Source organism: Streptomyces sp. NPDC050806 (genome assembly GCF_055586425.1).
The window spans coordinates 507,534-520,127 of record NZ_JBVJIF010000008.1; the positions used below are offsets into that span (position 1 = coordinate 507,534).

The 12,594-nt window shown below is 73.1% G+C and carries 10 protein-coding genes; 9 read left to right on the forward strand and 1 reads right to left on the reverse strand.

The features are described 5' to 3' along the window. Positions 1 to 100: 100 nt before the first annotated feature. The 4 genes from ACZ6WH_RS27060 (at position 101) to ACZ6WH_RS27075 (ending at position 5,005) form a co-directional block, all read left to right on the forward strand. Entirely contained in the window at positions 101 to 658 is a 558-nt protein-coding gene (locus tag ACZ6WH_RS27060) for a MarR family winged helix-turn-helix transcriptional regulator (protein WP_432855417.1), read from the forward strand. After that, positions 655 to 3,246, forward strand: a complete 2,592-nt coding sequence (locus ACZ6WH_RS27065; protein WP_432855414.1) for an MFS transporter — start codon at positions 655 to 657, stop codon at positions 3,244 to 3,246. The genes ACZ6WH_RS27060 and ACZ6WH_RS27065 overlap by 4 nt, the downstream gene beginning before the upstream one ends. 200 nt (positions 3,247 to 3,446) lie before the next feature. Beyond that, positions 3,447 to 4,067 carry a ScbR family autoregulator-binding transcription factor gene (locus ACZ6WH_RS27070; protein WP_469731310.1) on the forward strand — a complete coding sequence of 207 codons (621 nt, stop codon included), beginning with the start codon at positions 3,447 to 3,449 and terminating at the stop codon, positions 4,065 to 4,067. Continuing rightward, positions 4,064 to 5,005 carry an NAD-dependent epimerase/dehydratase family protein gene (locus tag ACZ6WH_RS27075; protein WP_469731311.1) on the forward strand — a complete coding sequence of 314 codons (942 nt, stop codon included), beginning with the start codon at positions 4,064 to 4,066 and terminating at the stop codon, positions 5,003 to 5,005. Before ACZ6WH_RS27070 ends, ACZ6WH_RS27075 begins: the two co-directional genes overlap by 4 nt. Positions 5,006 to 5,070: 65 nt before the next feature. Here the strand turns inward: ACZ6WH_RS27075 and ACZ6WH_RS27080 are convergent, their stop codons facing one another. Next, positions 5,071 to 6,207, reverse strand: coding sequence for an IS701 family transposase (locus ACZ6WH_RS27080; protein ID WP_469731312.1), 1,137 nt, complete (start codon positions 6,205 to 6,207; stop codon positions 5,071 to 5,073). Between the two features lie 332 nt (positions 6,208 to 6,539). On the opposite strand from ACZ6WH_RS27080, the gene ACZ6WH_RS27085 reads away from it, so the two are divergent. From ACZ6WH_RS27085 to ACZ6WH_RS27105, 5 genes are all read left to right on the forward strand, one after another. Beyond that, the gene (locus ACZ6WH_RS27085) at positions 6,540 to 7,127 is read left to right on the forward strand and encodes a TetR family transcriptional regulator (RefSeq protein ID WP_469731313.1); all 588 of its coding nucleotides are present in this window, start codon (positions 6,540 to 6,542) and stop codon (positions 7,125 to 7,127) included. Positions 7,128 to 7,402: 275 nt separating this feature from the next. Continuing rightward, complete coding sequence (locus ACZ6WH_RS27090; RefSeq protein ID WP_469731314.1) at positions 7,403 to 8,386, forward strand: ScbA/BarX family gamma-butyrolactone biosynthesis protein; 984 nt, start codon at positions 7,403 to 7,405, stop codon at positions 8,384 to 8,386. 374 nt (positions 8,387 to 8,760) lie between these two features. Further along, complete coding sequence (locus ACZ6WH_RS27095; RefSeq protein ID WP_469731315.1) at positions 8,761 to 9,888, forward strand: sensor histidine kinase; 1,128 nt, start codon at positions 8,761 to 8,763, stop codon at positions 9,886 to 9,888. A 26-nt stretch (positions 9,889 to 9,914) separates the two neighbouring features. After that, a complete protein-coding gene (locus ACZ6WH_RS27100) occupies positions 9,915 to 10,613 on the forward strand; it encodes a response regulator transcription factor (RefSeq protein WP_469731316.1) in 699 nt (232 codons plus the stop codon). Between the two features lie 205 nt (positions 10,614 to 10,818). Next, positions 10,819 to 12,573, forward strand: a complete 1,755-nt coding sequence (locus tag ACZ6WH_RS27105) for an acetyl/propionyl/methylcrotonyl-CoA carboxylase subunit alpha (protein WP_469731410.1) — start codon at positions 10,819 to 10,821, stop codon at positions 12,571 to 12,573. The last annotated feature ends 21 nt before the right edge of the window (positions 12,574 to 12,594 follow it).

The window sequence follows — 12,594 nt, forward strand, 5'->3', positions numbered from 1 at the left end:
GCCCGTCCCGGCGCCGCGGCCCCGGCTTGCTGAATACAAGCAACATCGGGGAGACTCCATTGGTAGCTACAAGCAACCATGAATACAAGGGGGAGGGGCGATGGATGACGCCGTCCGCGCCCGGGAGGAAGAGGAAGCCGGCGCCGCGGAGACCGCGGCGCGGCTGGAGCGGGCGGCCGCCGGGCTGGGCTCGGAGATCGTACGGTTCGGACGGCTGGTCACCGCGTGGCGCCGGAGCGCCAAGACGGACGCCGGCGCCGCCGACCGCGTCCTGCTGGCCAAGCTGGTCACCAACGGGGACCGGCGCGCCACCGACCTGGCGGCCGACGCCCTGCTCGACCTCTCGACCGTGAGCCGCCAGGTGCGCTCGCTGGTGGACCGGGGACTCGTCGAGCGCTACCCGGATCCGGAGGACCGCAGGGGAACACTCCTGCGCGCCACCGACGCCGGGCACGTGGCCTTCGGCGAGTACCGGCGACAGCGCGACAGCAAGCTGGCCGCGGTACTGGAGCCCTGGCCCGAGGAGGACCGGGAGCATCTGGTCCGGCTCATGGGCCGCCTCAATGACGATCTGGAGGAGGCGCGGCACGTCCGCCCCTCGTCCGAACCCGCGGAATGCCGGGACACCGCCGTGAAGGAGAAAGACGCAGCAGCGTGAGCACCACGACATCCCCCCACATATCCGGGGCGGCGCCGAAGGCCGGGACCGGGGCCCTCAGTCACCGGCAGATTCTGACCATCCTCAGCGGCCTGATGCTGGGCATGTTCCTGGCCGCCCTCGACCAGACCATCGTCAGCACGTCCATCCGGACCATCGCCGACGATCTGCACGGTCTCAGCCAGCAGGCCTGGGCGACCACCGCCTACCTGATCACCTCGACGATCGCCACGCCGCTGTACGGCAAGCTTTCCGACCTGCACGGGCGGAAGCCGTACTACCTCGCGGCGATCACCATCTTCGTCGTGGGCTCGGTGCTGTGCACCTTCTCCACCTCGATGACCGAACTGGCCGTCTTCCGGGCGATCCAGGGCCTCGGCGCCGGCGGCCTGATGTCGCTGGCCCTGGCGATCATCGGTGACATCGTCCCGCCGCGGGAACGCGCCCGGTACCAGGGCTACATGCTCGGTACGTTCGCCACGTCCAGCGTGGCCGGGCCGCTCATCGGCGGCGCGCTGGCCGGCCAGGCCACCCTGCTGGGCATCACCGGCTGGCGCTGGGTCTTCCTGGTCAACGTGCCGGTGGGCATCATCGCGCTCTTCGTGGTCGCCAAGGTGCTCAACATCCCGCACACCCGCCGCGACCGGCGGATCGACTGGTGGGGCGCGCTCACCATCGCCATCGGCGTGGTCCCACTGCTGCTCGTCGCCGAACAGGGCCGCGAGTGGGGCTGGGACTCGACGCGGTCCATCAGCTGCTACGTCATCGGCGTGGTGGGCATCATCGCCTGGATCTTCGTCGAGCGGCGGATCGGCGACGACGCGCTCATCCCGATGCGGCTGTTCCGCAACGGCACCTTCAGCAAGACCAGCCTGCTGTCCGTGTTCATCGGCATGGGCATGTTCGGCGGGATGATGATGATCCCGCAGTACCTCCAGATCGTGAAGGGCTCCAGCCCCACCAAGTCGGGCCTGGAGATGCTGCCGCTGATGGCGGGCATGATGATCGCCTCGATCGTCACCGGCCAGATCACCTCGAAGACCGGCAAGTACAAGATCTTCCCGGTCATCGGCACCCTGCTGATGGTGGCGGCCCTGCTGCTCTTCCACTTCCGGGTCCAGTGGGACACCCCGCTGTGGCAGACCATGGTCTACATGGTCGTCTTCGGCCTGGGCCTGGGCTCCTGCATGCAGACGCTGGTGCTCGCGGTGCAGAACGCCGTGCCGCCGGGCGACATGGGCGTGGCGACCGCCTCGTCCACGTTCTTCCGTCAGATGGGCGCCACCGCCGGTACCGCGATCTTCCTGTCCCTGCTGTTCAGCACGGTCGGCGACAAGATCTCCTCGGCCTTCAGGTCGGCGGTCTCCACCGACAGCTTCCAGGCGGCGCTGCACGACCCGGCGGTCCTGCGGGACCCGGCCAACAAGCCGGTGCTGGAGATGTTCAAGGGCTCGGGCGGCGGCGGTTCGCCGTCGGTCCTGAACGACTCCTCGTTCATCCAGCACCTCGACCCGCGGCTGGCCGAGCCGTTCAAGCGCGGCTTCACCGACTCGATGCACGGCGTGTTCCTGCTGGGCGCGATCATCATCGCGGTGGCGTTCGTGCTGGTGCTCTTCGTCAAGGAGGTGCCGCTGCGGCAGGTCTCCGGCCTCCAGGCGCGCGCCTCCGAAGAAGCGGGCGAGACGGCCGGCGCCGCTGCGGACGCCGGTACCGGAACGGCTGCCGCCGTTGCCGCGGTGGCCCCCGCCGCCGCTACGGAAACCGCGGCCGATGCCGCGCCGACGCCGGCCGCCGCGCTTGCGGCCAGTGCCGGCCCGGTCACGGGCCCCGGCATCGCCGGGCAGGTGCGCGACGGCCAGGGGGACCCGCTGGCCGGCGCCGCGGTGACGCTGATCGACATCGGCGGCCGCCAGCTCGGCCACGCCCGTACCGCGCAGGACGGCAGCTACGGCCTGTCCGCTCCGGGGGCCGGGACGTACGTCCTGATCGCGTCGGCCGGCACCCGCCAGCCGCAGGCGGCGACCGTGGTGGTCGGGGACGAGCCGGTCCAGTACGACCTGGCGCTGAAGGGCGCGGCCGGGCTGACCGGCCAGGTGCGCGACAGCCGGGGCGCGGCCCCGGTGCCGGGCGCGCTGGTCGTGGCAACGGACCTGCGGGGCGACGTGGTCGCCACGGCCGTGGCCGGCGAGGACGGCGGCTTCGTCTTCGCCGACCTGGTCCCGGGCAGCTACACGCTGGCCGTCAGCGCGGCGGGCCACCGCCCCGCGGCGCTCCAGGCCGAGGTCGGCTCCGGCGAGGCCAACTGGTACGAGGCGCGGCTCGCGCCCTGTGCCCGGGTCACCGGGACCGTGCGGTCGCCCAAGGGCGGGCCGCTCGCCGAGGCGCGGGTGACCCTGCTGGACCCGGCGGGCAACACCGTGGGCTCCGTCATCACCGGTGAGGACGGCGCGTACGCCTTCACCGACCTGGACGGCGGCCAGTACACGGTCATCGCCAGCGGATACGCGCCGGCCGTGGCGTCGCTGCGGCTGGAGGACGGCGGCCGTACCGGGTTCGACATCGATCTGGCCCACGACACGGTGGCCTGACGGACGGGCCGGGCACGCCTCCCGGAAGGGGGTGTGCCCGGCCCGTTCCGTTCACCGGAACCGCCCCGAAGCGGGCGCCGGGAAATGTGGGGATGCCGTGTCGACGTGCTCCGCGGTCATTTCGGTGAAGTGGACGGGCGGTAACATAGAGGTCAGTCGTTTTCTTTACTGAGTGGGCTGGAGTACCAGTGGCGCGAGCAATGCAGGACCGAGCGATCCGTACGCGAGGTGTCATCTTGCGTGCCGCCGCCCAGGTCTTCGACGAGTACGGTCTCGCCGGCTCCAGCATCAGCAAGATCATGACGGCGGCCGGCACGACCCAGGGCGCGATGTACTTCCACTTCAAGTCCAAGGAGAACCTCGCCCGCGCGGTCATCAACGAGCAGGCCGCCGACCTGGCGCTGCCGAAGCGGCCCGAGGGGCTGGCGCAGCTGATCGAGCTGACGTTCTTCCTGGCCCGCCAGATGCAGAGCAACGTCCTCTTCCGTGCGGGCGTGACGCTGGCCGTCGAGCAGGGCCAGGTCGGGCTGCGGGACTTCAGCCCGTACGACATGTGGGCGGACCTGTTCCGCGGGGAGCTGGAGGCGGCCCGCGGCAAGGGCGATCTGCGGGACGAGGTGGAGGTCGCCGACGTGGCGCAGCTGCTCGTCGCCGCGTATACGGGGTCGCAGGTGATGTCGAACCTGCTCACCGGCCCCGACCGGGCCGACCTGCCGGAGCGGATCGGCCGGATGTGGCGCTACATCCTCCCGGGCATCGCCCAGCCCGACAGCCTGCCGGAGCTGATGGAGGTCGCGCGGCGTTCGGGCGCCGCGGCGTGACGCGCACGGTACTGCTGAGCGGGGCCAGTGGTTTCATCGGCTCCGCGGTGCGCGCGGCGCTGCGCGAGCGCGGCGAGGACATCACCGTACGGGCGCTCTCCCGGACGGGCGGCCCCGGCGCGGTGCGCGCCGACCTGACCGCACCGGACTCCCTGCACGGCGCCGCCGAGGGGGCCGACGTCCTCGTGCACCTGGCCTCCCGGGTGTCGGGCGAGGAGGCGGCGTGCCGGGCGGTGAACATCGTCGGCACCGGGGCGCTGCTGCGGGAGGCGCGGCGGGCCGGGGTGCGGCGGATCGTCCACCTCTCGACGGCCGCGGTGTACGGGCTGGGACCGCACCGCGGGATCGCCGTGGACGGGATCGCGCCGGCCCCGGTGTCCGCCGCGAGCCGTACCCGGCTGGCCGGGGAGCGGGCGGCGCTGGACGCGGGCGCCGTGGTGCTGCGGCCGTACCTGATCACGGGCGCGGGGGACCGGTGGGTCGTGCCCGCGCTGGCCGAACTGGTCCGCCGGGTCCCGGCCCGGTGGGACGGCGGCGACGCCCGGCTGTCGCTGGTCGACGTGCGGGACCTCGCGGCGCTCATCGCCGGACTGGCCTGCGGTGACACGGAGGTGGCGAGCGGCGTGCACCACGCGGCCCACCCCGAGCCGGTGCGCATCGGTGCCGTACTGGACACCCTCGCCGGTCTCGGCGTGCTCCCCGCCGTGCCGCGCGAGAGCTGGGACTGGGAGCGCTGCGTGGACCAACTGCGCGCGCAGCCAGGTGCCATGAGTGAGCGTCAGCTGGAGCTGTTCGCGCGCGAGCACTGGTACCGCAGCGAGGAGATCTGGCGGCTGGCGGGCGTGCCGGCCGGCCCCGGCCCGCTGCACCGCCTCGCCGAGTCGGCCCCCTGGTACGGGGCACACCTGGCCGGAGCGGCGGCCGGCGCCGACGCCTGAGCCGCGCGGCGGGCCGTCCGCGGACGGCCGGTGCGGCGGTCCGCGGAGCCCGGTACGGGGGGCGCTCAGGCCGCCTGCTGCCAGGCGGCGGCGGCCGTCCGGACGTGGTGCGCGTGGGCGGCGGAGACCAGCGTCATGTGGCGGTGCCAGCCGGGGTAGGACCGGCCTTCGAAATCGTGCAGCCCGTGGTTCACGAGCGAGTCGGCCGCGGGGGCGAAGGGGACGGTCAGCAGGTCGGCGAGGGCGGCGAGCCGCGCGGCGGGCAGGTCGGTGAGCCAGATGTGGCGCGGCCCGCCCTCGGGCTGCCAGGTCGCGACGGGCTGGAGCGGGCGCGGGCTGCCCGGGACGTGCACCATCGCGGGCGCGAGGCGCAGATGTGCGGCGGCCGGGCCCAGCGGCGCGGTGGCGGCGCGGCCCAGCCGCTGGAGGAACTGGCGTGCCGGCAGCGCGCCGGTCGGCTGCGGCCCGCGCACGTGCCGGGTGGGCCGCAGCAGTCCGATGGTGACCGGCGTGGTGGCCGGGACGCGCAGCGCGAAGCCGTGGCCGCGTGCGGTGAGCGCCGCCAACAGGGGCTGTACGCCCGTGTGATGGGCGGCGGTCGCCAGGACCGGCACCTCGGGCGCCGCGGGGTGGTCGAGCAGGTCCAGCGTGAGGTCGTGCGGCGCGCGCGAGCGCTCGGACTCGGGTACGCAGACCCGGGTGCGCAGCCGTGCGTCCTCGCTCCAGCGGCCCGGCAGGTGCAGCCGCCAGTCGAGGGGCGTGGTGCCGTACTCGGTGGCCAGGAACAGCCCGAAGGCCCACTGGCAGCCCAGGGTCCGGCCGCTGGCGGGGTCGAAGCGCCGGTGCACGCCGACGGAGTGCTGCCCGCGCTTCGGGATCAGCACGGGTGCCGGAACCAGTGCGCGCGGCGGGAGCTGGCGTACGCACCAGTCGGCGAGGCGCCGGCGGACCGGCTCCCAGCGCCAGGTGCTGGCGTTGACGATCTGGTGCAGCGACTGCCACGCGGTGTCCGAAGTGCTCACCGTCCAGGCCATGTTGCGTACGGACTTCTTTCCCGGAGTGGAGCACAGGCCCCGGAGATAGGCGGTGGCCCACCGGCGCTGGTCGGCGCGCGGGAGGTCCTGGAACAGGTGCCGAGCCAGGTCGTCGGCCGGGTGGTGCGGCACCGGCCGTACCGGGCCGCTCCCGTGATGCTCGGTCATGGCGGCTCCCTTCGAACATGCGGGCAGAGTTGTCCGGGCCAAAAGAATAGCGAACAACCTCTATTTTTTTGAAGGGGGCCTGCGCAGGTCGCACGGGAGCGTTGCTCCACGGCCGGTGACCTGCCAAAGCCGTCACGGCGCGACGTCGCGGGGTGTTTCGTGGCATGTACAGCGGGTTAACGTCTCTTTCCACGGGGATTGCGGTGAGGACGTGCGGCCGAGGGGCCGTCGCTGTGTTCGCGGTGTCTCCGTCCGAAAGCCCCCGATCCCCTTCAGGCCCGGCCGCCCGGACGGCGGCTGCCGGGTGAGGTCTGTCGAATTGGTGGCATCAGATGAAGCAGGAACGCGCAGTGGTCACCCGTGGACGCCTGACGCGTGCGGCGGCCGGGGAGTTCGCCCGCCATGGTTACGCGGGTACGTCGCTGCAGGGCGTGTGCAAGGAGGCGGACGTCTCCATGGGTGCGCTGACCTTCCACTTCCGGGCCAAGAGTGAGCTGGCCGAGGCGGTCGCGGAGGAGGGTGCCGCCGAGACCGGGGCCGTGGTGGCCGAGGCGGGGGAGCGGGGCGGTGACCCGCTGGCCGCCATGTCCGGCCTGGCCTGCGACCTGGCCGATCTGCTGGCCCGCAGTGCCACGGTCCGCGCGACGGTGCGGCTGGAGGAGGAGCGGGTCGTGGCCGCCGGCGGGTGGCAGGCGGTGTGGGAGCCCGCGGTGCGCGCCATGCTGGAGTCCGCGCGGCGGCGCAGGGACCTGACCGCCGAGGTCGAGGTGGAGACCGTGGTGCAGCTCGCCGCGCACCTGCTGAACGGCGCCGCCGTCGCCCTGCACGCCCGGCCCGACTCCGGTGAGTCGGCGGCCCTCGCGCACATCTGGGCGGCGGTCATGCGGGGCATCCGCGCGTCGGCGGCGGTGGTGCGCTGACGCTGCGCCCCGCCGGTCGTGGCGTGCCGTGGCGGGGCTCCGGAGCGAACAGTTCGGCGTGATTTACCTGCTGTACGGGCGGAATGACTCGTTCCTGAAATGCGCGGGCGAAAGTCTTCGGACAGCAGGCTTGCTGGTCACTGCTGGTGCGGGTGGGGCTGAAGCGATCCGGCGGGCGGCCGGTGGTCGACAAAAAAAAGAATGCCCTCTATGTTATGGCGTGCCACGACCCAGCTGCCTTGTGCGTCCAGCACAACGAGGGAAAGGATGCTGACGTGCCCCGGTTCGCCACCGTCACACACGCCGCGACTCACTACGAAGCCATTCCGCAGCAGTTCGTCCACAAGCTCGACGCGGACGAAGTACTGCTCACGGGGTGGCGCAAAACCGGCCCCGACACCTACGAAGTGCTCGCCCGCCGGCCCCACGCGCACAGCTTCTACCTGAGCGGCAACGGGAGTTACGACCCCCTGCTGTTCGCCGAGACCGTCCGTCAGCTGCTCCCCCTGCTCTCCCACGCCGCCTACGGCGTGCCGCTGGGACACCAGCTGATCTGGGACGATTTCACCTACAGCATGGACGCCGCCGCCATGGAGGCCGCGGGGCCCGAGATACCGGTGCGGCTGGTCGTCCGCTGCACCGCCGTCACCCGCCGCAGCAGCCACGCGTCGGCCATCGTCCTGCACGCCGAGGCGTACCAGGGCAGCCGCCGGCTCGGCGAGGCCCGTACCCGCTTCACCGTGCACAGCGCCGCCGTCTACCGGCGGCTGCGCGGCTCCTACGCCGACGCGCACCGCGCCATGGCCGACGCCGTCCTTCCCGGCCTGCCGCTGCCGGCCCGGCGGGTGGGCCGTGTCTCGCCCTACGACGTGGTGCTCTCCCCGGACGCCGCGACCGGCCGGTGGCAGCTGTGCGTCGACACCGGCCACCCGGTCCTGTTCGATCACCCGGTCGACCACGTGCCCGGCATGCTGCTGCTGGAGGCCGCCCGCCAGGCGACGCAGGCCATGGCCGATCCGCTGCCGGTCGTCCCGGTGACGATGCACACCGAGTTCCACCGCTACGTCGAACTGGACGCCCCCTGCTGGGTCGAGGTCGAGGCGCTGCCCGCCGACCCGTCGGGCCGCTGCCGGGTGCGGGTGAACATGCGTCAGCACGGCACCGTCTGCTTCGCCGCCGACATCGCCGTGGAGCGGGCGCCGGGCTCCTTCCCGCTGCCCGTGCTCGCTCCGCGCGAGGCCGCTCCCGCCCTCGTCTGACCGGCCGGCCCGCGGCGCAGCCGCCGCCGTCCGCCCACCGCGACGTTCCGCGCCTTTCACCCGTGCACCCCCTTTTCCCTGTGCCTTTCCCGTGGCGAGGGGGTGCGCGGAGGCCCGCACCAGGACGCCGTCACCGCTGCCCGGACCGCGCCGCGCCCCTGCCGGGGCGGATGCCCGCGCGCTCCGCGGCCGTGGTGACGCCCTGGGCATTTTTCTCTCCTAAAAACATAGAGGTTGTTCGCATTGTTTCACTGGCGTTCAGCCCGTCGTGCACGAGGAGCAGCAATGACCGCACGTCCACACCGTGCGCCGGCGCAGACCACCCAGTGGTGCGCCGACCGGTCCGGCCCGTCCGTTCCGGAGGAGAACCGCTGATGGACCCGGCATCCACCCTGCTGGCGGACGTCTTCACCAGCGCCCTCAACGAAGGGCTCAGCCGCGCGACCGCCACGCGCGTCCGCCCGCTCGGCGCCGTACCCGACGATGCGGCCGCGCCGCGCCGGGAGCACCGGAGCGGCGGCCCGGCGGCGGACCCGGCCGACGCCGCACTGCACCGCTTCGCCGTCCTGCTGCGCTCCCGCCCCGGCCGGCTGCCGGGCGCGCCGCCCGAAGACGGCGCGCTCCGGGCCCTGTTGACGCTCGCCCGACAGGCACTCGACCGGGGCGCCGGCCGGCCCGCGCGGCAGCGGCCCGCGCTCTCCGCGGTCCCGGACGCAGGCGCCCCGGAACACCCCGCGGCCCCGGCCGTCGCCGACCTCCCGCCCGATCAACTGCTGGCTGCGGCGACGCTGTTGACCGAGTGCCTGCTCACGCAGGGGATGAGCCCCGAGGCGACGGCTCCGCTCCTGCGGGCCGTCCGGGAGACCTTCGCCGACGCGGCGGGCCCCCGCCCCCGGGCGGTCGACGCCTGGCAGGGCCGCCGGGAACTCGCCCGGGACGTCCACGACCGCCTCGTCACCCCGCTGGCCACGGCGCTGGACCACCTGCGCGCCCGGACCGGCACCGCGCCCGGATCCGAGCGGCTGTCGGCCGCGTACCGCCTGATCGCGCAGGCCGCCGAGAACGGCCGCGACCTCGTGGCCGGGCTGCACGCGCGTACCCCCGTACCCCGCCTGCGCGAAGCCCTGGAGGACTTCCTGCGCGGGCTGCCCGACGGCCCGGAGGTGCGCTGGCACCTGTCCGGGGACGAGACCACCCTGCCCGAACTCTTCCGGCGCGAACTCCTGCTCGTACTGCGGGAGGCGCTGCTCAACGCCCGTACCCACGCCGCGGCGAGGACCGTGACCGTCACCGTCCGTACGACCCGCAGGTGGGCGCATGCCCAAGTCTGTGACGACGGACGGGGGTTCGACGTCGCCCACACGCTCTCCGCGCGCCCCGCGCACGGACTGCGGGCCATGTCCGAGCGCATCGAATCGGTGGGCGGGCGGCTGGCGGTCACCAGCCGCGCCGGCGACGGCACCCGAGTCGACGTCCACCTGCCCCGCTACCAGGCCGGCTGACCGCCGAAAGAGAAGGGGAACCGACCATGCCACGCATCACCGCCGTCATCGCCAGCGAGAACGCCCTGCTGCGCGACGCCCTCACGGTCCTGCTCCACGCCCAGCCCGGCCTCCGCCTCCTCGGCCACGCCACCGGCGAGCACGAAGCCCTGCGCAAGGCCGTCGCCCTGCGCCCCCAAGTGATCCTCCTGGAGCCCTGGTCGGCACCGGGAAGCGCCGTACGCACCGTACGCTCGCTGCGCCGCCTGGTGCCCGACACCGTCGTACTGGCCCTGCCGGGCGGCGGCACCCGGGCCGACCACCACGCCCTGCGCGCCGCCGGTGTGCACGGCTACCTGCCGCGGGACGCGGGGCGGGAGGCGCTGCTCGACGTGCTCGGGGCGCTGTTCCCCGCCGCGGTGCCCGGCGCCGGGCGCGCCCCGCACGCCGCGCTGTCCCGGCGCGAGCGGGAGGTGCTCAGCGGCGCGGCGGCCGCCATGACCAATCAGCAGATAGCCCGCGGGCTGGGCATCACCACCGGCACCGTCAAGCGCCATCTGCACACCACCTTCCGCAAGCTCGACGCCGTGTCCCGGCTCGACGCGGTGGCCAAGGCGCTCGCCGCCGGACTGATCAGCGCGCCGGGCGCCGCCCGGCCGCCGGCGCCGGAGCGCCCGGCCGGTCCCGCGCCGCTGCCGGACCCGCCCGGCGGTGCCGGGCGCCAGTGGACGGTCCGGGCGGCATGACGGCTTCCGGTACCGCACTTGTCATTCCGCTGACATTCTCCGCGCTTTCTTGAGATCCCTGACCGACTTCTTGAAAAGGAAACCTTGTGCGGCGCCATTCCTGTGAAGAAAGGTGGGTGGCACGTCCGGTGCATTGATCTGGAACCGCTGACCCCGAAGGCGCGGAACACCGGGTATGACAATTCCCGTTGAGGAGGGAATCATCGTGCGCAAGGTGCTCATCGCCAACCGTGGCGAAATCGCTGTCCGCGTTGCCCGTGCATGCCGGGACGCCGGGATCGGAAGCGTAGCGGTCTACGCCGAGCCGGACCGGGATGCCCTGCACGTCCGTGCGGCGGATGAGGCATACGCCCTGGGCGGTGACACTCCTGCCACCAGCTACCTGGACATCGCCAAGGTCCTGGCCGCCGCCGCCGATTCCGGCGCGGACGCCATCCACCCCGGCTACGGCTTCCTCTCCGAGAACGCCGAATTCGCCCAGGCCGTGCTGGACGCCGGACTGATCTGGATCGGCCCGCCGCCGCACGCCATCCGCGACCTGGGCGACAAGGTCGCCGCCCGCCACATCGCCCAGCGCGCCGGCGCCCCCCTGGTCGCCGGCACCAAGGACCCCGTCTCCGGCTCGGACGAGGTCGTCGCCTTCGCCGAGGAGAACGGCCTGCCCATCGCCATCAAGGCCGCCTTCGGCGGCGGCGGCCGCGGCCTGAAGGTCGCCCGCACCCTGGAAGAGGTCCCCGAGCTGTACGACTCCGCGGTGCGCGAGGCGGTCGCCGCCTTCGGCCGCGGCGAGTGCTTCGTCGAGCGCTACCTGGACCGCCCGCGGCACGTGGAGACCCAGTGCCTGGCCGACAAGCACGGCAACGTCGTCGTCGTCTCCACCCGCGACTGCTCCCTGCAGCGCCGCCACCAAAAGCTGGTGGAGGAGGCCCCGGCCCCGTTCCTGACCGCCGAGCAGAACGCCGAGCTCTACCGCGCCTCCAAGGCGATCCTGAAGGAGGCCGGCTACGAGGGCGCCGGCACGTGCGAGTTCCTGGTCGGCCAGGACGGCACCATCTCCTTCCTGGAGGTCAACACCCGCCTGCAGGTCGAGCACCCGGTCACCGAGGAGGTCACCGGCCTGGACCTGGTCCGGGAGATGTTCCGCATCGCCGACGGCGAGGAACTGGGCTACGACGACCCGCCGGTGCGCGGCCACTCCTTCGAGTTCCGCATCAACGGCGAGGACCCGGGCCGCAACTTCCTGCCAGCGCCCGGCACCGTGACCAAGTTCGAGGCCCCCGCCGGCCCCGGCGTCCGCCTGGACGCCGGCGTGGAGTCCGGCTCCGTCATCGGCCCGGCCTGGGACTCCCTGCTCGCCAAGCTCATCGTCACCGGCGCCACCCGCCAGCAGGCCCTGCAGCGCGCCGCCCGCGCCCTGGCGGAGTTCACCGTCGAAGGCATGGCCACCGCCATCCCCTTCCACCGCACCGTGGTCAAGGACGAGGCGTTCACCTCGGACCCGTTCGCCGTGCACACCCGCTGGATCGAGACCGAGTTCGTCAACGACATCCAGCCCTTCGCCGTCCCGGCCGACGCCGAGGCCGACGGGGAGAGCAACCGCGAGTCGGTCGTGGTCGAGGTCGGCGGCAAGCGCCTGGAGGTCTCGCTGCCCTCCTCCCTCGGCATGCCGCTGGCGCGCGCCGCGGTCGCCGGCGGCGCCAAGCCCAAGCGCAAGGCCGCCAAGAAGTCCGGCTCCGCCGCCTCCGGCGACAGCCTGGCCTCCCCGATGCAGGGCACCATCGTCAAGATCGCGGTGGCGGACGGCCAGGAGGTCAAGGAAGGCGATCTGATCGTCGTCCTGGAGGCCATGAAGATGGAACAGCCGCTGAACGCCCACCGCTCCGGCACCGTCAAGGACCTCACCGCCGAGGTCGGCGCCTCCCTCACCGCGGGCGCCGTCATCTGCGAAATCAAGGACTGAAAAGCCGCACCGGTACCGGCG

Bases quoted from the DNA above. Each gene is read 5' to 3' on its own strand.
- ACZ6WH_RS27060 (WP_432855417.1), top strand. From the start codon at position 101: ATGGATGACGCCGTCCGCGCCCGGGAGGAAGAGGAAGCCGGCGCCGCG.
- ACZ6WH_RS27085 (WP_469731313.1), top strand. From the start codon at position 6,540: ATGAAGCAGGAACGCGCAGTGGTCACCCGTGGACGCCTGACGCGTGCG.
- ACZ6WH_RS27100 (WP_469731316.1), top strand. From the start codon at position 9,915: ATGCCACGCATCACCGCCGTCATCGCCAGCGAGAACGCCCTGCTGCGC.
- ACZ6WH_RS27070 (WP_469731310.1), top strand. From the start codon at position 3,447: ATGCAGGACCGAGCGATCCGTACGCGAGGTGTCATCTTGCGTGCCGCC.
- ACZ6WH_RS27095 (WP_469731315.1), top strand. From the start codon at position 8,761: ATGGACCCGGCATCCACCCTGCTGGCGGACGTCTTCACCAGCGCCCTC.
- ACZ6WH_RS27080 (WP_469731312.1), bottom strand. From the start codon at position 6,207: ATGACCGAGCATCACGGGAGCGGCCCGGTACGGCCGGTGCCGCACCAC.